General features: G+C 71.3%; 19 protein-coding genes. 11 read left to right on the forward strand and 8 right to left on the reverse strand.

The window, feature by feature from the left end; genetic code table 11:
- Positions 1-14: 14 nt before the first annotated feature.
- Entirely contained in the window at positions 15-1,088 is a 1,074-nt protein-coding gene (locus DN771_RS22670) for a hypothetical protein (RefSeq protein WP_162942289.1), read from the reverse strand.
- A gap of 175 nt (positions 1,089-1,263) precedes the next feature.
- On the opposite strand from DN771_RS22670, the gene DN771_RS22675 reads away from it, so the two are divergent.
- From DN771_RS22675 to DN771_RS22690, 4 genes are all read left to right on the forward strand, one after another.
- The gene (locus tag DN771_RS22675; RefSeq protein ID WP_116999903.1) at positions 1,264-1,779 is read left to right on the forward strand and encodes a molybdenum cofactor biosynthesis protein MoaE; all 516 of its coding nucleotides are present in this window, start codon (positions 1,264-1,266) and stop codon (positions 1,777-1,779) included.
- Positions 1,776-1,985, forward strand: a complete 210-nt coding sequence (locus DN771_RS22680) for a hypothetical protein (protein WP_116999850.1) — start codon at positions 1,776-1,778, stop codon at positions 1,983-1,985. Before DN771_RS22675 ends, DN771_RS22680 begins: the two co-directional genes overlap by 4 nt.
- Positions 1,975-2,979, forward strand: coding sequence for a rod shape-determining protein (gene mreB / locus DN771_RS22685; RefSeq protein WP_116999851.1), 1,005 nt, complete (start codon positions 1,975-1,977; stop codon positions 2,977-2,979). Before DN771_RS22680 ends, mreB begins: the two co-directional genes overlap by 11 nt.
- A 406-nt stretch (positions 2,980-3,385) precedes the next feature.
- Complete coding sequence (locus DN771_RS22690; RefSeq protein WP_116999852.1) at positions 3,386-4,780, forward strand: RNB domain-containing ribonuclease; 1,395 nt, start codon at positions 3,386-3,388, stop codon at positions 4,778-4,780.
- Between the two features lie 9 nt (positions 4,781-4,789).
- Here DN771_RS22690 and DN771_RS22695 read toward each other — a convergent pair whose 3' ends face one another.
- From DN771_RS22695 to DN771_RS22705, 3 genes are all read right to left on the reverse strand, one after another.
- A complete protein-coding gene (locus DN771_RS22695) occupies positions 4,790-5,971 on the reverse strand; it encodes a PQQ-dependent sugar dehydrogenase (protein ID WP_162942290.1) in 1,182 nt (393 codons plus the stop codon).
- A 30-nt stretch (positions 5,972-6,001) separates the two neighbouring features.
- The gene (locus DN771_RS22700; RefSeq protein WP_205528731.1) at positions 6,002-6,862 is read right to left on the reverse strand and encodes an acyl-CoA thioesterase; all 861 of its coding nucleotides are present in this window, start codon (positions 6,860-6,862) and stop codon (positions 6,002-6,004) included.
- Positions 6,863-6,967: 105 nt separating this feature from the next.
- Positions 6,968-7,777 (reverse strand): helix-turn-helix domain-containing protein, encoded by an 810-nt coding sequence (locus DN771_RS22705; RefSeq protein WP_116999855.1) that lies wholly within the window; start codon positions 7,775-7,777, stop codon positions 6,968-6,970.
- Positions 7,778-7,864: 87 nt separating this feature from the next.
- Between DN771_RS22705 and DN771_RS22710 the strand changes: the two genes are divergently transcribed.
- From DN771_RS22710 to DN771_RS22725, 4 genes are all read left to right on the forward strand, one after another.
- Positions 7,865-8,269 (forward strand): isomerase, encoded by a 405-nt coding sequence (locus tag DN771_RS22710; protein WP_162942291.1) that lies wholly within the window; start codon positions 7,865-7,867, stop codon positions 8,267-8,269.
- Positions 8,270-8,306: 37 nt separating this feature from the next.
- Positions 8,307-9,248, forward strand: a complete 942-nt coding sequence (locus DN771_RS22715) for an LLM class flavin-dependent oxidoreductase (RefSeq protein WP_116999857.1) — start codon at positions 8,307-8,309, stop codon at positions 9,246-9,248.
- Positions 9,248-9,883: a class I SAM-dependent methyltransferase gene (locus DN771_RS22720; protein WP_116999904.1), complete on the forward strand. Its 636-nt coding sequence runs from the start codon at positions 9,248-9,250 to the stop codon at positions 9,881-9,883. The genes DN771_RS22715 and DN771_RS22720 overlap by 1 nt, the downstream gene beginning before the upstream one ends.
- Before the next feature lie 121 nt (positions 9,884-10,004).
- A complete protein-coding gene (locus tag DN771_RS22725) occupies positions 10,005-11,978 on the forward strand; it encodes a hypothetical protein (RefSeq protein ID WP_116999858.1) in 1,974 nt (657 codons plus the stop codon).
- 90 nt (positions 11,979-12,068) lie between these two features.
- Here the strand turns inward: DN771_RS22725 and DN771_RS22730 are convergent, their stop codons facing one another.
- The gene (locus DN771_RS22730) at positions 12,069-12,776 is read right to left on the reverse strand and encodes a tyrosine-protein phosphatase (RefSeq protein WP_205528732.1); all 708 of its coding nucleotides are present in this window, start codon (positions 12,774-12,776) and stop codon (positions 12,069-12,071) included.
- Positions 12,773-13,573: a lysophospholipid acyltransferase family protein gene (locus DN771_RS22735; protein WP_116999859.1), complete on the reverse strand. Its 801-nt coding sequence runs from the start codon at positions 13,571-13,573 to the stop codon at positions 12,773-12,775. Before DN771_RS22735 ends, DN771_RS22730 begins: the two co-directional genes overlap by 4 nt.
- An 89-nt stretch (positions 13,574-13,662) precedes the next feature.
- Between DN771_RS22735 and DN771_RS22740 the strand changes: the two genes are divergently transcribed.
- Positions 13,663-14,058 (forward strand): PPOX class F420-dependent oxidoreductase, encoded by a 396-nt coding sequence (locus DN771_RS22740; RefSeq protein ID WP_116999860.1) that lies wholly within the window; start codon positions 13,663-13,665, stop codon positions 14,056-14,058.
- Here DN771_RS22740 and thpR read toward each other — a convergent pair.
- A complete protein-coding gene (thpR, locus tag DN771_RS22745) occupies positions 14,045-14,638 on the reverse strand; it encodes an RNA 2',3'-cyclic phosphodiesterase (protein WP_116999861.1) in 594 nt (197 codons plus the stop codon). The genes DN771_RS22740 and thpR overlap by 14 nt on opposite strands.
- 372 nt (positions 14,639-15,010) lie before the next feature.
- Between thpR and DN771_RS22750 the strand changes: the two genes are divergently transcribed.
- Positions 15,011-15,847: an SDR family NAD(P)-dependent oxidoreductase gene (locus DN771_RS22750; RefSeq protein WP_116999862.1), complete on the forward strand. Its 837-nt coding sequence runs from the start codon at positions 15,011-15,013 to the stop codon at positions 15,845-15,847.
- Between the two features lie 12 nt (positions 15,848-15,859).
- On the opposite strand, the gene DN771_RS22755 is transcribed toward DN771_RS22750, so the two are convergent.
- Entirely contained in the window at positions 15,860-17,137 is a 1,278-nt protein-coding gene (locus DN771_RS22755; protein ID WP_162942292.1) for an MFS transporter, read from the reverse strand.
- Positions 17,138-17,191: 54 nt separating this feature from the next.
- On the opposite strand from DN771_RS22755, the gene DN771_RS22760 reads away from it, so the two are divergent.
- On the forward strand, positions 17,192-17,791 hold the full coding sequence (locus DN771_RS22760; RefSeq protein WP_162942293.1) for an ArsR/SmtB family transcription factor: 600 nt from the start codon (positions 17,192-17,194) through the stop codon (positions 17,789-17,791).
- Positions 17,792-17,847: the final 56 nt, after the last annotated feature.

Raw genomic sequence — 17,847 nt, forward strand, 5'->3', positions numbered from 1 at the left:
GTCGGCATCGCCGGTCAGCGACCGGGCACCGAGCTCGTGGTCGAGCTGGACGTCGACGTGGTGACCGCCGCGCTCGTCGCCACGGAGGTCGACGCGTCCGGTTCGGTCGCCGGCGACGTGGCGCCGGGGGCGGGGTCGACGGCCGGGGGCAACGACGAGACCGCCGGCTCGGAGTCCGGCGCGGCGTCGGTGTCGGGAACGGTGGGCGCCGTGAGCTCCGGGACCTCCCCGACGGGCACCACCTGGATGCCGTCGGGCCCGTACGTGCACAGGCCGACGAGATCGCCGTCCACGTCGATCACGGGGGTGGCTTCGGGGATGACCATCGAGGCGAGCGCCCTCGAGTCGATCGGCATCGTCGTCCCCCCGATGCTCAGGTACAGGGAGCCGGGATCGGAAGCCTCGGGAGCGATCGCCATGCCATCGTCCATCCCTGCGACGGCGACGAACACCACACCATCGGTGGCCGTGATGACGTCGGCGATTACCCGCTCGCCGGTGGGCAGAACGGCGTTGAACGATCCGGCGGCACCACCGAGTGCCGACTCGGTGGTGACGGCGAGGCCGTTGCCGAGCGGCGTCACCACGGCGGCCCCGGCGATGGTGACGGAGATCGACGGCACGAGGCCCGAGCTCGTGGCCTGCCCGGTGCCGAAGCCGACGCTCGGCGCCGGCGTCGTGGCGATGCGGTCGTCCGGCGCGCTGCGTCCGCCAACGACGGCCGGCCCGTCAGTGGCATCCACCGTCGTCTCGTCCACCGGCCCGGTCGCCGTACCGACCGGGCCCGAGTCGGGGGATCCGGCCGCCGGCGCGAACGTGACGAAGTCGGTGACGATCGCCAGACCGGAATCATCGACACCGTCGGCGACGCCGGAGTCGTCCGCCTCGCGGGTGCGCGACGGCGTCATGAGCAGGGCCAGCACGCCGACCAGCAGCAGGCTCACGGTCGCCGTCGAGATGATCAGCACGCGCCCACCGCGGGTGGTGGGTTCCAGTGGCGGCGCCGCCAGTTCCGACGGATGCCGCCACGCGCGCTCGTGCGGGGGGAGCGGTCCACGCCCTCCGGCGCCTCCTGGCTGATCGGTCACGGAACCGCAATCTACCGACGCACTCGAACGCCGTGGCCGCGGGTCGGCCGGGCGGGTGGGTGAGTGATCGTCACGTGGGTGGTGGGTGATCGTCACGTCGTCGGAGAGCCGCGACGGCCCGAATGGACGCGCTCGAGGCGACCGCCGCGCCGGTCCCCGCAGCTACGATGCCGTCGTGCAGCCTCCCGAGACCGGTGATGAGTGGTTCGCAATCAGCGCGCAACCTCTCCCGGTCGGCGCGATCTACGACTGGGCCGTTCGCCCTGATTGTGGTGCGGTCGTGCTCTTCTCGGGCATCGTTCGCGACCACGCCGACGGGCGCGACGGCGTGGAGAGCCTCGAGTACGAGGCCTACGAGTCCGCCGCCCTCGAGCGCTTCGCCGCCATCGCGACCGAGGCCCGTACGAGGTGGCCGGCGATCGGCCGCGTGGCGCTACTTCATCGCATCGGTCGGCTCGAGCTGGGTGAGAGCGCGGTCGTCGCCGCCGTCTCGTCCCCGCACCGGCCAGAGGCGTTCGAGGCGGCTCGTTACGCGATCGACACGTTGAAGGTGGCGGCGCCCATCTGGAAGCACGAGACGTGGAGCGATGGGTCCGGGTGGGGCACGGACGCCGCCGCCATCACCGACGTCGAACGGACGGGCGGCGCAGATTCGGCGATGTCGGCGTCGGGAGCGGATCAGACCTCATGATCTGGATCATCATCGGTGTGGCCGTCGTCGTGGTCGCGCTCGGGCTGCTCGCCATGCGCCGGCGCCGGGCCACCGACGGTGTCTCGACGTTCCAGCGCCAGATCGATGCCCTGTCGCCCGAGGCCCGGCGCACCGTGGTCGACCGCGTCCAGCGTCTCGATCACGAGTCACCCCCCGACGAGCCGGGACGTGTCGATGGCGCGTGACCTCGCCATCGACCTGGGCACTGCCAACACGCTCGTCTACATGAAGGGCCGGGGCATCGTGCTGAACGAGCCCTCGGTCATCGCGCTCAACCGGCAGACCGGCGAAGTGCTCGCAACCGGCCACGAGGCGTGGCAGATGATCGGCCGCACGCCCGGCTACATCGTCGCCGTGCGGCCGTTGCGCGGTGGCGCCATCACCGACTTCGAGATCACCGAGCGCATGATCCGGCTGTTGCTCCAGCGTGTCGGCGTCTCCCGCTTCACGCGCCCGAAGGTCGTCATCTGCGTTCCCTCCGCCATCACCGAGGTCGAGCGTCGCGCCGTCACCGACGCCGCTCGCCGGGCAGGCGCCGCCGACGCCAACCTGATCGAGCAGCCGATGGCTGCGGCCATCGGCGCCGACCTGCCGATCGACGAACCGGTCGGCAACATGGTCATCGACATCGGCGGCGGCACGAGCGAGACCGCCGTCATCTCCCTCGGCGGCATCGTCGCCCTCGAGGCCGTGCGTGTGGGCTCGTTCGACATCGACAACGCGATCCAGAACTACGTCCGCCGCGAGCACGGCATCGCCATCGGCGAGCGCACCGCGGAGGAGATCAAGAAGGAGATCGGCTCGGCCGATCCCACCGGCGACGACCGCCAGGCCGAGGTGCGTGGTCGCGACATGATGACCGGGCTGCCCAAGACGATCGTCCTCAGCCCGGAGGAGATCCGCTTCGCCATCGAGGACGTCGTGTCGTCCCTCGTCGCCTCGGTGATCCGCTGCCTCGCCAAGGCCCCGCCCGAGCTGTCGCAGGACTTCCTCGTCCGGGGCATGTACCTCGTCGGCGGCGGCGGCCTGCTGAAGGGGCTACGCGAGCGCATCGAGCGCGAGACGAAGGTCCCCGTTCGGGCGTCGACTCAACCCCTCGAAGCCGTCGTGCTCGGCGCCGGCCACGTCATCGAGCACTACGACGCCCTCAAGGGCATGTTCATGGGCGCCAGACGCTAGCTAGTCGTCCTCGGCTCGCATCGCTTCGCTCGCTCGCCTGCGGCGAGTTCTGTTCTGCAGCCCCCGGCGCCCGGCAAAGCCCGGGCGCCGGGGGCGCTGAAGAGTTGCTGGGACGTCATCTCGACTCTCGGCTCTCTCGGGGCGTTCCATCCCCACTGCCCGCGAGTTCGTCCTCGGCTCGCGTCGCTTCGCTCGCTCGCCTGCGGCGAGTTTGGTTTGCGGCCCCCGGCGCCCGGCAAAGCCCGGGCGCCGGGGGCGCTGAAGAGTTGCTGGGACGTCATCTCGACTCTCGGCTCTCTCGGGGCGTTCCATCCCCACTGCCTTCCTCGACTGCGCGTTGGTCGCTCGTCTCCGGGTTCGTGTCCGCGCGTTGGGCGGGTGCGGATGGCGGGTACGGTCGGGCGGCATGGTTGTGCGGTTGCGAGGGGCGGGCGCGTCCGACCTGTTGACGGACGAGCTGGCCGATCTCCGTGACGAGTTCGGCGTCCCCGGAGACTTCCCGCCGGACGTGCTGGCCGCGGCCGACGAGGCGGCCCGCCGCGATCCCACCGCGTCGCACGTCGACCGCACCGATGTCGAGTTCCGCACGCTCGACCCGGCGTCGTCCACCGACCTCGACCAGGCGTTCGCCATCGAGGTGGCCGGCGGCGACATCGTCCTGCGCTACGCCATCGCCGACGTCGGGTTCTTCGTCGATCACGATGACCCTGTCGACGTCGAGGCCTGGAAACGGGGAATGACGGTGTACCTGCCCGACGGTCGGGCGCCGCTCTACCCGACGGTGCTGTGCGAGTCGGCGGCGAGCCTCCTCCCCGGGGGCCCGCGACCCGCCGTCGTGTTCATCGTGCGCATCGACGGCGACGGCAACCCGTCGCTCGACGGGGTGGAGCGGGCCGTGATCAGGAGCCGGGCGAAGCTCGCCTACACGGACGTGAGCGCGGACGACCTGCCCGACGGATTCGCTGAGCTGTCGCGTCGCATCGTCGCCGCCGAGGACCGTCGTGAGGCGCCTCGGGTGGAGTTTCCGGAGCAGGACCTGGTGCGTACCGACGACGGGTGGACGCTGACGTTCGAGCCGAGGCTCGAGAGCGAGGATCAGAACGCCGGCATGTCGCTCGCGTGCAACCTCGCCGTCGCCGACGCCCTGATGACCGCCCGAACCGGCCTGTTCCGGGTCATGCCAGAGGTGGACGATCGGGCAACGCGCCGGCTCCGGTACACCGCGAGGGCGTTCGGCCTCGACTGGCCCAAGGGTCAGTCGCTCGCCCACTTCCAGCGCAGCCTGCCTCACGGGGATCCCCGAACGGCCGCCTTCCTCCTCGCCGTTCGCCGGGCCGCAGGTCGGGCGTCCTACGAGCCGTTCCGCGAGGGCGTCACGCCGTGGCACTCGGCGATGGCGGCCACCTACGTCCACGCCACCGCGCCGCTCCGGCGTCTCGCCGACCGCTATGTGATCGAAGGGGCGCTCGCCGTCGCCAACGGTCGCCCGGTTCCCGATGCCGTGGAGGAGGCCTACGGCAAGCTGCCCGAGGTGATGGAAGCGGCCGACAGCCTCGCCGGACGGCTCGATGCCGCCGTCTTCGACCTCGCCGAAGCGGTCCTGCTCTCCGGCCACGAAGGGCAGGTCTTCGACGGCATCGTCGTCGACGAGGACGATCGAGGCGTCAAGGTGCAGATCGCCGAGCCTGGCGTGCTCGTGCGGGTCAAGGCCTCACGCGTCGACCCCGGCGACGAGGTGCGCGTCAAACTCGTCGCGGTCGACGTCGACGCCCGGCGCGTCGAGTTCGAACGCGTCGGCTGACTCGCCCCGTTACTGCGGGGTGAGGGCCAAGACACCCTCACCGCTCAGCACGTAGACCGTTCCATCGGGCCCCGAGACGACGGCCGTCACCGAGCTGCTCGTCGCCAGGTCGACCGTTCGTCCGGCCGTGATCGCCGGTCCCTCGCCGAGGATCTCCAGCGCCGTGACGACCCCGGAGCAGTAGTCGGCGAACACGTACCAACCGACCAGCGAGCCGGCACCGTCGCCGCGGGCCCGGACCCCGCCGCTGATCGAACAGCCGCCGGTGGCGTGGTCGTAGGTGTGGATGGGCCCGTGATGGTCCTCGACGACGATGCCGTCATCGAAGACGGCATCGCCCTCGTAGGCGTTCCAACCGAAGTTGAGCCCACGGCCGGCGTCGAGACCGTCGGTGGCCGGGGCGACGTCGATCTCCTCGATCGAGCCTTGGCCGACGTCGGCGATCCACAGGTCGCCGGTCTCGGGATCGAACGACACCCGCCACGGGTTGCGCAGGCCGAACGACCAGATCTCGGGTCTCGTCCCCTCGACACCGACGAAGGGGTTGTCGTCGGGGACCGTGTAGCCGAGCTCACCGGACGGCGTCGGGTCGATGCGCAGCAGCTTGCCGAGCAGTTCGGCCGGGTTCTGCGCCCGGCCCTCGGGGTCGCCGCCGGATCCGCCGTCACCGGTCGGGATGTACAGCATGCCGTCGGGTCCGAACAGCAGATCGCCGCCGTTGTGGTTCCCGTAGGGCTGCTCGATCTGCAGCACGGTGCGCATGTTGTCGCGGTCGAACGCCGTGCCGTCCTCGCTCACGGTGAGTTCGGCGACGACGGTGTTGCCCTCGACGTCGGTGAAGTTGATGTAGGCGTGGTCACCGGCCGGCGAGAACGCCAGACCGAGCAGGCCCTGCTCGCCGCCACGCGAGATCAGGTCGGAGATGTCGAGCACCGGCGTCGGCGCGCCACCGACGAGCTGCTGGATGACGCCGTCCTGCTGCACGACGTACAGCGCCGGGTCCCCGTCCCGCCACGCCAGGTCGACTGGTGAGGAGACGTCGGCGAACGGGGTGAGGGTCGCAGCCGCGGGCGGCCCGGACCCGGCCGACGACGCCGGATCGGTGGGCGGTGTCGACGCCGACACGGCGACTCCTGCTCCGAGGACGACGAGAGATGCCACGGCGACGGCGGCGGCGCAGGGACGGATCATGAGAAGGCCTCCAGTGCGCGGCCTGTCCATTCAGCCGACGCGGATCAACCCCTCTTGTACCACGCTCACGGCGAGGCGACCGTCGCGGGTGAAGATCGAACCGCCGGCGAGCCCGCGCGCCGACGTCACCGAGATCGGCCGCTGGCTGTACAGCAGCCACTCGTCGGCCCGGAACGGACGATGGAACCACATCGCGTGGTCGAGGCTGGCCATGCGGATGCCGGGCGAGTCCCAGGCCAGGCCGAACGGGAGGATCGCGGTGTCGAGCAACGTCATGTCGCTCGCGTAGGTGACGATGCACGCGTGGAGCACCGGGTCGTCGGGCAGCGGCCCGTCGGCGCGCAGCCACACCTCCTGCGACTCCGCCGTCGTTCCCCGCCGGCTCATCGGGTCGGGGCCGACGTAGCGCAGGTCGATCGGTCGGGGCCGGTCGAACATGTCGCCGAGCTGCTCGCGGTACGGCTGGAGGCGCTCGTGCCAGTCGGGCAGCGATTCTGGGTCGGGGAGGCCGGACGGCATCGTGGGCTGGTAGTCGGGGCCGTCCTCGGCGCCGTGGAAGCTGGCCTGCAGGTTGAAGATCGCCGCCCCGTGTTGGATCGCCACGACGCGGCGCGTCGTGAAGCTGCGGCCGTCGCGCAGGCGGTCGACCTCGTAGAGGATCGGCGCCGCCGGGTCGCCCGGGCGGAGGAAGTAGGCGTGGAGGGAGTGGACGTGGCGGTTGATGTCGTCGACCGTGCGAGCGGCGGCCACCAGCGCCTGGCCCGCCACCTGGCCCCCGAACACCCGGAGGCGGTTCTCGTCGGACGAGCGCCCGCGGAAGATGTTGACCTCGATCGGCTCGAGATCGAGGAGGTCGATCAGATGGTCGACGGCGGAACGATCGGCAGACACGCTCAGATCATGCCGTGTTTCACGCCTCGATCCTGATTCTCAGCCGTCTCCGGTCGCGATGCCGCGACGCCGGGAGCACACGAACTGCGTGACCCGCGGCGGCGCCTATCGGGCCGCGGCGAGCCGGGCGCCGTCCGCCGCTGCGCGAAGGAGCGCGGCCGTGGCCGCGTCGGCCGGGAAGAACGTCTCGATGGCGATCTCGTCGAGCGTCACGTCGCGTGGCGCCCCGAACACGGTGACCGTGTAGAGGAATGTCAGCTCACCGCCGTCGGTGCGCAACCGGAGGGGGATCACGAGGTCCTCGCCGACGTCGTCGATGTCGACACGATGCCCGTCCCGTTGCGGGTACGACTCGATCTCGTCGGCCAGTTCGCTGAGCGCCGGATCGGCCGTTCGTGCGGCGTGACGCCGGATCCGCCGTACGACGTGGGCTCGCCATTGCTCGTAGTTGACCACCCGGGGTGCCAAGGCGTCGGGATGCAACGTGCCCCGCATGACGTTGAAGGGCTCGTCGAGGGGCGGCCCGTCGGCAAGCCCGAGGATCGAGAGCGCCGCGTCGTTGGCGGCCAACAGCTCCCACCGCGCGTTCACGGCGAGCGCCGGGTTGGGTTCGTGCCCGGTGAGCACCGCCTCGACGGCCGCTCGCGCCGATCCGAGGTCGGCGAGCGGCCGTTCCGGATGCATTGGCGCGAACCCCGCAGCCAGGTACAGGCGGTTGCGCTCGCGCAGGGGGACGTCGAGCTCGTCGCAGAGCCGGGCGATCATCGTCCGGCTGGGCAACGAACGGCCCGTCTCGACGAAGCTCAGATGGCGCGCCGAGATGTCGGCGCCGATCGCCACGTCGAGCTGCGACCGGCGGCGTCGCTGTCGCCAGGTCCGCACCAGGTGTCCGACAGGTTCGGTCGCCACGGTCATGGCTCCAGCGTGCCGACCGCGTCGGGGCCGGCCAACTACGTCCGAGGTAATCGACACGCCGACGCGCCGGTGCGCATCGTGGACACCATGACCCCCACGACCAACCCCCAAGCCGCCGCGATCGAGCGCTACCTGGCCTTCTGGAACCATGCCCCCGGCGACGATCGACGCCGCCTCGGCCGCCAGACGTTCGCGCCCGACGTCCGCTACCGCGCACCGCTCGCCGATCGATCCGGTCTCGACGACCTGGTCGAGTTGGCCGGCGAGTTCTCGCTCGAGCTCGGTGCGATCACCATGACCTCCCGTGGCGAGCCTGACCTGCACAACGACTGCGCCCGATTGCGGTGGGAGCTGCACCGCGACGGCGAGTCGTTCGCGGAGGGAACCGACGTGTTGACGTTCGATCCCGACGGACTCGTGGCGACGGTGACCACGTTCATCGACCGGCCACCGGCGGGCTTCGATCCGCATGCTCACGGCCGCGCGGCCTGACCGGGCGAGGGCCCTCGGCGACCCCTAACGTGGCGGGGTGACCTCTGAGACCGCCCGCACCCTCCACGTGGGCGCCGGGATCGCGATGTCGTACGCCGACCCGGCGAGCGATCTCCGGGCGACCGCCGCTCACGTGGAGGCCCTCGGGTTCGACAGCGTGTGGCTGTCGGACAGCAACCTCGGACATCCCGGCAGCCTCGAGCCGCTCACGATGCTCGGCTACCTCGCGGCGACGACCGAACGGCTGCGGCTCGGGGTGTCGGTGCTGGTCGTCCCGTCCAAGGTGCCGGTCCAGCTGGCCCAGATGTTGGCCACGATCGATCAGCTGTCGGGCGGCCGGTTGATCGCCGGAATCGGCCTCGGGCAGCCGGACCATCTCTCCGCTTACGGGGTGACGCGTGCGGGGCGTGCCCGTCGGTTCGACGAGGCGGTCGAGCTGATGCGGGCGGTGTGGCAGCCGGGGCCGACGACGCTCGACGGCCCGACCTGGCAACTCGACGGCGTCGACGTGAACCCCCGACCCGTGCAGCAGCCCGGTGTGCCGCTGTGGTTCGGTGGCGGCAGCGACGGGGCCATCGATCGGGCGGCGCGCTACGGCGACGGATGGACGAATGCCGGGATGTCGAAGTTCGCCGACGCGGGGGCGCTGGCCGACCGGATGCGCGCCGCGCTCGAGCGTCACGAGCGGGACCCGTCGGCGTTCACCATCGGGAAGCGGGTGTACGTCGTGGTCGACAACGACGAGCAGCGGGCACTCGGCCGCATCGAGCGCGAGTTCCACACGATCTACGGGCGGCCCGGGCTGGGCGAGGGGATCGCCGTGCACGGATCGAGCGACCAGGTCACCGAGCAGGTGCTCGGCCTCGCCGCCCACGGCTACTCGTTCGTCATGCTGCACCCGATCGACGACCAGCACGAGCAACTGGCGCTCCTGGCCGACTCCGTCCTGCCCGCCCTGCGCGCGGCGTGGGGCTCGTGATGTCGGCGGACTGGCGCCGGCACGCCATCGCCGCCAAGGGATTCATGCCACCAGACGAAGGGGACGCGCTCTACGAGGCGGCCCTCGCCGCGGCCGTCGCCGTTCCCGGCGCACCGTTCGTGGAGGTCGGCTCGTACTGCGGACGTTCGACGATCTGGCTCGCCGCGGCCGCACGGGAGGCGGGAACGGTGGTCTTCGCCGTCGACCATCACCGCGGGTCGGAGGAGAATCAGAGCGGTTGGGAGCACCACGACCCGTCGGTGGTCGACCCGCGGACGGGACGGATGGACACGCTGCCGTTCTTCCGCCGGGCGCTCGAGGACGCCGGCCTGGAGCAGTACGCGATCGCCGTGGTCGGTCAGTCGCCGACCGTGGCGATGCACTGGCGGGCGGCGGACGCTGCGCTGGTGTTCATCGACGGTGGCCACGGTGTGGAGCCCGCGACCGCGGACTATCTCGGCTGGACGCCCAAGGTAGCGATGGGTGGCACGTTGGCCATCCACGACGTGTTCCCCGACCCCGCCGACGGTGGGCGGCCGCCGTACGAGAACATCTACCTCCCGGCGCTCGAGAGCGGACGCTTCCGCCTCGCCTCCACCGCCGGCTCGCTGCGGATCCTCACCCGCGTCGACTGATCCTTCTGGGCGCGGATCGTGCCATTTCTCCTTCTGGGCGCGATCCGTGACGCTCACCGTCACGGATCGCGCCCAGAAGCGTGATGGTGGCGGGCCACCGCCGCCGTCTACCGTGACCTCCATGCGCCCTCCCCGTCGCCCGCTGGTCGGCCTCGTCGCCGTCGCTGTCACCGCCACCCTCGCCGCACCCGTGGGAGTGCTCGCCGGATCCGACCCGCCGTCCGACCCGCCCTCCTCGTCGGACCCGGCCGACGCATCCGGCTCCGACCCGGCGGCGTCCGACCCGACCGGCGCCGCAGACAGCTCCGACGGCGCCGGCGATGCCGATCTGGCCGCAGCGCGCGCCGGCCTCGCCACGTGGTTGCAGGCCAACAGGCCGGCGTCGCCGAGCACCAGCACCGACCTTCCCGGCTGCCCGGCGATCGAGCTCGAGACCTTCGAGGCGGCGATGGCCGATGCCGGTGTCTCCGCCGAGCTCGGGGGCTGGGGCACCGAGATCGAGTGGTCCGAGTACGCCGGCATCGACCCCGACCTGATGGGGATCGTGTGTGCTGGTGACACCGACGGCGACGCCAACGACTCCGACGCCGAGCTCGCCGCCGGTCTGTTCGCCGTCGACGCCGGAACCGACGAGCGGGCGGTCCGCATCGTCACCGGGTTCAGCCTCGGGGCCCTCGATGTGATCGACGCGGACATCCCCGGCATCTCCGGCGGCACCCTGACCACCGGCTGCCTCCTCGACGGCGGACTCAGCGCCTGCCTCACGTTCTGGGATCTCGACGGGCTGATCGTCGGGACGAGCCTGATGTCGGACGTCAGGGAGCTTCCCGACGGGTCGTCGCAAGCCGTGCTCGAGGCGGTTCTGCCGCAGGTCCTCGCCACCCTGACAACGCATGGCGGCGCCGTTCCAACGCCCCCGCCGTCCGAGCCGGCGATCGCCAGCGACGGCACGTCCGTCGGCGACGCCCGAGCCGGGCTGATCCGCGTCCTCAGCGGCGCCGACACGCCCCTCGATGCGCCGCTGGAGCCGTGTGTCCTCGCCGATGTCGCCGCCGTCGACGCCGCGCTCGAGACGTCGGGTGCCGACACCCCGCTGAGCGACTGGGGCCAGTGGATCGGCCCGCTGACACCGCTCGACGAGTGGCCCCAACGTGGCATCGTGTGCACGGGCAGCTACGTCGGCGCGGCCGGCGACGCATCGTTCCCCGAGTTGAACCTGGCCCTCGCCGTGGCCGACTTCGGTGACGACGCGACGCTCGGCACGTACTTCTCCGACCACCTCGGGATCAGCCCCGACGAGGAGCCGATCGCCGCGCCCGCCGCCGGTGGCGAGACGATCGGGAGGTGCGTCCAGCGGGACCGCGTCTACGACTGCTACGAGGCGTGGACCGACGGCAGCGGCTTCGTCGTGGCGGTCCACATCGAGGATCAGACGTTCTTCGACCGCCAGTCGGCGTCGGTCGTCGTCGACGAGCTCGTGCCGTCGGTGTTGGACGCGCTGGGCAGCGGGGCGACGCAGGTGGGCGACGAGCTCGCCGGCATCGACGGCAGCCAGGTCGACGACGCCGAGGCCGCCCTCCTGTCGTTCGTCGAGTCGGCGGGAGCAACGAGCGGATTGGACTGCCCGGTGGCCACGGCCGATGAAGTCGCCGGCGCCTTGGACCTTGTCGGCATCGATCACGATGTCGACGACTGGCGCGCCCACATCCAGGAACTCGAGACCACGAACGGCACCGAACTGGGGACCGGACTGGTGTGTACCGACGGGTCGCTCCTCACCGTCGAAGGCGTCTCCTTCAGACTCGAAGCCATCTCCTTCTTGGATGTGGTGGAGGCCGAGGAGATGGTGGCAGCGGCGAGTCTCACCGCGGGTGGCACCCCCGAAGATGTCGCGCCCGGCACGATCGCCGGATCCTGCACATCGGTGTCGGGGCAGGAGTACTGCAACGCCTGGTGGCGCGACGGCACGTTCGTGGTCGGCGTGACGCTGTTGGCCGACGCCGACGCCGACGAGATCACCCGCAACGACGCCGGCGAGGTGCTCACCACTCTGGTGCCGACGGTCCTGTCGTCGCTCGCGACCATCGCCGGCTGAGCTGCGCCGTTCCCCATCCGAGTACTGAAGCGCGCCCGAGTACGGAGGGTCCCCCTGCGGGTCCCTCCGTACTCGGATGAACCGTCGTTGTCAGGCGGGGTGTCCGAGCTTGGCGACGACGGCGGCGATCTCGGCGGGCGAGACGCCAGCGCCCGCGAGATAGTCCGCCGCATCGAGGCCGCTCGTGAAGGCGCGCAGGGCGGCGACCTTGTCGGCGATGCTCGTCTCCAGCTCCTCGCCGTCCAGGTGACGTTCGATCGGCTCGGGATGAGGATGGATGCGGTGACGGTCGTTGATCCCCCGGATCCCCGCCGCGTAGTGGGCGTCGACGGTCGCGCCATCGGTGCCGGCGAGGGCCAGCAGCAGCGTCACGATCAGCCCGGTCCGATCACGGCCGGCGGAACAGTGCACCACCACGCCAGCCGGTGCGGCCGCCACCGCACGTACGACGGTGGCGACGTGGTCGGGAAAGAGGCGCAGCACGTCGGGGTAGTGCCGGGGGTGGTTCAGCCACGGAACGCACAGCTCGGCGAACTCGGCGTTGCGCGGATCCTCCGTCGGCGCGCTGACGATGTCGATGCCGGCCCACGATCGCTCCGACACCTCAGGGTCGGCGGGACGCCGGCCCCACTCGTCCTCGTTGCGGAGGTCGATCACCGTCGTGACCCCGGCCGCACGGAGCTCCGCCCATCCCCGGTCGGTCAACCACTCGCGGCGTCCCATCCGGAACAGCGACTCGCCGACCCGCCAGGCGTTGACGGCACCGTCCCAGCCGACCGGCTCGACGTGGGCGGTCACGGCGCGTCGGCCGTGGTCCCCGCCGCTGGGGCGCCGGACGTCCCGGTGACGTCGGCGAGCTTGGCGGCGATCAACGCACGCACCTGCTCACGCAGCTGCTTGACGTCGCCGCGTTCGAGCCCGGCGGTGTCGACGGGATCGAGCACGTAGACGTCGGCCTCGGACACGCCGAGTCGCCAATCGTGCTTGCGCAGCGCCGAACGCGTGCCGTGCACCACGAGGGGCACGATGGGCACCTGCTTCTCGATGGCGAGCCGGAACGCGCCGTCCTTGAACTCACCGAGCTCGCCGCTCGCCGACCGGGTGCCCTCGGGGAAGATCATCACCGACACCTTCTTGTCGAGGCGGTCGCCGCACTCCTTCATCGCCTGGACGATGCTCTTGGCGTCGGTGCGGACGAGCGGGATGTCGCCGGCGAGCTGCATCAACCAGCCGACGAACGGGATCTTGAAGAACTCCGACTTGGACAGCCACTTCATCTCCCACGGCAGGTGCGAGATCAGCAGGATGTCGACGAAGCTCTCGTGGTTGGAGACCACGACGTAGGGCCGCCGCGGGTCGGGCGGGAGCGTGCCGTGCGTGCGGAACTTCCACAGCGGGTTGAGCACCTGGTGCACCACCGTGAGCTTGCGGAACAGCCAGCCGGCGGCGTAGCGGCCCGGGTCGAACGGCGCGGTGACCAGGCGGACGATCGCGACCAGCGGCAGCCACACGACGATCACGACGGCCAACACGAGCCAGCTCCACGCACTGAAGACGGTGCGGGCGACGGGGTTGTCGAGCAGACGGCGACGCATGGCCGACAGTCTGGCGCTTGGCCGGCGTGGATCGGCACCGGTGACGGAGGCGTGGGACTCGGTGGCCGCGTCGGATCTACAGTGCGCGCATGGGGATCGAGGACGAGAAGTACGTGCGGTTCACCACGTTCAAGCGCGACGGCACGCCGGTGTCGACCGCCACGTGGATCGTCCCGCTCGACGGCGGCCGGATGGGATTCTGGACGGCGTCGACGACCGGGAAGGTCAAGCGCCTGGCCCACACGGCGAGAGTCGAGGTGCAGCCGAGCGACAACCGCGGCCGCGCGAAGCCGGGGACGGACGCAATCGGGGCGACGGCGCAGGTCGTCAGCGACGGCGACGACTTCGCCGCCGTCAAGCGCCGCATCGTGGCCAAGTACGGCGCGATGACGACGCTGACCCGCTTCCTGGCGCGCATCGGCGCGTTCGTCCGTCGGCGGCCGTTCGTCTACGCCGACCGCGTCGTCGTGATCACGCCGAACTGAATCGTTCGTCGCCGCCCGGACCGTCCCGCGGCGGCGCAGGCGCGACCGGCGGCGCCCCCGGTTCACTCGGCGCGGTCGAGGTCCCCGACGTGGTCGGCCACGTGCACAACGTCTCGTAGCGGGGACCTTCGGGGCGCAGCCGGCTCTCGACGAGGGCGATCTCGGCGACGGGGAACTCGGCACTGACGAGGTCTCCGAGACAGCGCGGCATCGGCACGTGGGCTTTCACGCGGGCGATCGTGACGTGGCCGACGAACCGCTTGCGCGGCGGCTCGCCGAGACGGCGTGTCTGCTCGGTCACCACAGCGGCGAGGTCGTCCACGCCGGCGACGGGGACGACGAGGGCCCGTTCCGACATCACGTCGACCGCTGGGCCGAGGCGGGCGGTCGTGGCGCCGAAGGTGCCGCCGTCGAGGGCCGCGGCCACCGCCTCGGGGGAGGCCTCGCCGAGGAAGCGGAGCGTGACGTGCCAGTTCTCAGGCGGAACGAAGCGCACGCCGCGCTGGTTCTTGCGGTGGATCGCCGCCAGCGCCTCGACCACCTCGTCCGTCGGCCACACCGCCACGAACAGTCTCGCCATCCCCTCAGTCAATCGCCCGAGCGTCGCCGCGGGAGAGTGCCTGGGCGGTGAGCGGAAAGGGCGTGCGAGGCGGAGGGCCGACCGCTGGTCGCCGTCCCAACCGGAGGGTAAATACCGGACGCTTCGGTGGGGTATTTACCCTCCCGTTCGTACGTAGGGGTGACGAACCACCCGGTCCGCCCGACCGGAGGGTAGATACCGGACGGGACGACGATCGTGATCCCGATCTCGACCGGTGCCGGAGGCGACCCCGCCCCGCTCGTCGTCGGCCACATCGTCGAGGAGTGACAGGACGATCGGTGTCCGCGCAGCGTCAGGTTGCACGGCGGAACGCGATCGATCGTGGGAGCGCCGATCGGAGACACTGTCGTGATGGACAGGACCGCCCACACCGACGATCTCGCAGGGCGCGTTGCGCTCGTCACCGGCGCCAACAGCGGGATCGGCGCGGCGACGGCGATCGCGCTGGCGGCACATGGGGCGTCTGTCCTGGTCACGTTCCTCCGGCTCGACGTCGGGGCGTCGCCCGGCACGCCGGATGCCTACGGCCTGCTGCGGGCACGCGGCGCCGACGCCGTGATCCACACGATCCGCACTGCCGGCGGCACGGCCGCCGCCGTCGAGGCGGATCTCGCCGACCCCGCGATGCCGGCGTCATTGCTCGACACCGCCGAACGGGAGTTGGGCCCTGTCGACATCCTCGTCAACAACGCCAGCGGCTGGCGCCAGGACAGCTTCGCCGCCGGACCGGGAGGGGGCAGCGACGGCCTCGGACGATCCACGGAGGCGGTGACCGCCGCGTCGTTCGACGCGAACTTCGCGGTCGACGCCAGGGCATCGGCCCTGCTGATCGCCGAGTTCGGCCGTCGGCTGGCGTCACGCGAGGGGACGTGGGGCCGGATCGTCGGGCTCACGTCGGGCACGCCGCGCGGCTTCCCCGGTGAGGCCAGCTACGGGGCGGCGAAGGCGGCGCTGGAGAACTACACGATGACCGCGTCGATCGAGCTGGCCCCGCTCGGCGTGACCGCGAACGTCGTGCACCCGCCGGTCACCGACACCGGCTGGGTGACCGACGCCGTGCGAGAGTTCGTCGCCGCCAGCCACGATCACCATCACGTCGCCGACCCGGCCGACGTCGCCGAGGTCATCGCCTGGCTGTGCTCCCCGGCTTCGTGGCTGGTGACCGGCAACATCATCCGTCTCCGCTGAGCGCGGCGGGCGTCAGGCCGGGGCCGGGATCGGGTCGGTGCGGCGGAACAGCACGGCGGCGGCGAGGGCGAGCACGGCGAGGCCACCGATGCCGCCGGCGACGAACACCGGCCGTGGTCCGAGCAGGCCGACGGCCCCGCCGCCGATCGCCAGAGCAGCCAGCGAGAACACCTTGGCGACGGCGTTGAGCGTGGCCTGCACCTTGCCCCGGTCGGCGTCCGCCGTGCGGGTCATGATCACCGCACCGAGGCAGGCGTTGCCGAGGCCGCTGCCGATCGCCAGCACCACCAGCACGACCACGTACGTCCAGAAGTGCTGCATGAAGCCGTTGGTGAGGATCGACGCACAGGCGATGGCGAAGCCGGCGAGCGTGCCCCGCACCCAGAACCGATCGCCACCACGGCGGGCGGCGAGGTAGGAGCCGATCACGGCGCCGGCGCCGGCGAAGACGTCGGTCAACCCGTACTGCCACGGGCTGGCCCCGAGCTCGTCGCGGGCCAGGAAGATCTCGGCCGGGTTGATGCCCTCGACGAGCAGCACCATCGGCATCAGGGCGACGAACAGTGGCCACACCACCAGATCGGCGCGCACCACGGCGAGCCCGACGTTCCACTTCGGCGGGCGAGGGGCGTCGGCACCGTGACGGGCCACGTGCTCGCGCTCGGCGGGCCCGTTGCGGCGCGTGTGCAGGAGCAGCCCGGCGACGAGGAGGGCGGCGAACGTGGCCGCATCGATGACGAACACCCAGCCGATGTCGCCGAGGCCGACGAGGAAGCCGCCGAGGGCCATGCCCGTCGGTGCGGCGACCGAGTTGAGACCCTGCTGCCACGCCACCGCCTTGCCGATGAGCCCTTCGCCGCTCGCCCGCGGCACCAGCGCCGACCAGGTCGGGCCGGCGAAGGCGCCGGCCGTCTGCATCACGATCATCAGCGGGTAGACCACCCACAACCGCTGGCTGCCGACGAGGGCGACGCAGCAGAGCGTCTGGACGATCGCGGTGAGGGCGAGCACATTGCGTGAGTCCCGCTCGTCGGCGACACGGCCGGCCAAACCGATCACGCAGATCGTCGGCACCGCCGTGCACGCCATCATGGCGGCGATCGCCAGCCCGCCGGCACCCGAGTCGTGGAGGTGCAGCAGCAGCGCCACCGTCGTCATCGCGCTGCCGGCCGTGCTGATCGCCCGGGCGGGGAGGATGATCCGCATGTCGCGCCGGGCCCAGATCGACGGCGGGGCAGACGGGACTGCGTCCATGTCGGCGTCGGGAGAGACGTGAAGTGTTTCTTTCACAATATGTGAAGGTATTCCTTCACACTTCGGATGTCAACCGCTACGCTCCACGTCGTGCCGAAGAACGGGCCCGCTGCCAGCGCGACGGCTGCCGACGCGGCGGCCGCTGACGCCGATCGCGACATGGTCACGCTGTCCGAACCAGAAGCGTTCAAGGCCATCGCCCATCCGGCTCGATTCCGGATCATCGAGGAGCTGTACTCCGGGCGGGAGTTGACCGCCACCGAGGCGGCCGAGGTCGTCGGTCTCACACCGTCGGCGATGAGTTACCACCTGCGGGCACTCGAGCGCTTCGGGCTCGTCGAGCGGGGGCAATCCGACGACGGTCGCGAGCGCCCGTGGCGCCGGGTCGCCGAGCATCTTGGCTTCGCCAACCAGGTGGGCGGCGTGTCGCCGGCCGTCGCCCAGGCCGTGGTGGCCAACATGTCGACGTCGATCGACCGGCTGTTGCGCCGGCCGCACGCCGCCGGCAAGCCGTTCGGTGCCACCGTCACCAAGGGCCTGCTGCGGCTCACCGACGAGCAGGCCGCCGAGCTCGACCGCCGCGTCGGCGCGGTCATCGAAGAGTTCGAGGCCGACGAGCCGCCCGCCGGACCCGATGCCCCGCCGGCACGCGAGTTCTACTGGATCCGCGGCGACGCCGAGCGGGCCTGACGCCGGCGGCCACCACCGAACCGGCGGCGATCGGTGAGCCCACAGCGCGGATACCT

Source organism: Desertimonas flava (assembly GCF_003426815.1).
GTDB classification, from domain to species: domain Bacteria; phylum Actinomycetota; class Acidimicrobiia; order Acidimicrobiales; family Ilumatobacteraceae; genus Desertimonas; species Desertimonas flava.

Coding starts and splice junctions, on each gene's coding strand:
- DN771_RS22725 (WP_116999858.1), top strand. CDS start 10,005: ATGCGCCCTCCCCGTCGCCCGCTGGTCGGCCTCGTCGCCGTCGCTGTC.
- DN771_RS22720 (WP_116999904.1), top strand. CDS start 9,248: ATGTCGGCGGACTGGCGCCGGCACGCCATCGCCGCCAAGGGATTCATG.
- DN771_RS22680 (WP_116999850.1), top strand. CDS start 1,776: ATGATCTGGATCATCATCGGTGTGGCCGTCGTCGTGGTCGCGCTCGGG.
- DN771_RS22735 (WP_116999859.1), bottom strand. CDS start 13,573: ATGCGTCGCCGTCTGCTCGACAACCCCGTCGCCCGCACCGTCTTCAGT.
- DN771_RS22710 (WP_162942291.1), top strand. CDS start 7,865: ATGACCCCCACGACCAACCCCCAAGCCGCCGCGATCGAGCGCTACCTG.
- DN771_RS22695 (WP_162942290.1), bottom strand. CDS start 5,971: ATGATCCGTCCCTGCGCCGCCGCCGTCGCCGTGGCATCTCTCGTCGTC.
- DN771_RS22690 (WP_116999852.1), top strand. CDS start 3,386: ATGGTTGTGCGGTTGCGAGGGGCGGGCGCGTCCGACCTGTTGACGGAC.
- DN771_RS22750 (WP_116999862.1), top strand. CDS start 15,011: ATGGACAGGACCGCCCACACCGACGATCTCGCAGGGCGCGTTGCGCTC.
- DN771_RS22705 (WP_116999855.1), bottom strand. CDS start 7,777: ATGACCGTGGCGACCGAACCTGTCGGACACCTGGTGCGGACCTGGCGA.
- thpR (WP_116999861.1), bottom strand. CDS start 14,638: ATGGCGAGACTGTTCGTGGCGGTGTGGCCGACGGACGAGGTGGTCGAG.
- DN771_RS22740 (WP_116999860.1), top strand. CDS start 13,663: ATGGGGATCGAGGACGAGAAGTACGTGCGGTTCACCACGTTCAAGCGC.
- mreB (WP_116999851.1), top strand. CDS start 1,975: ATGGCGCGTGACCTCGCCATCGACCTGGGCACTGCCAACACGCTCGTC.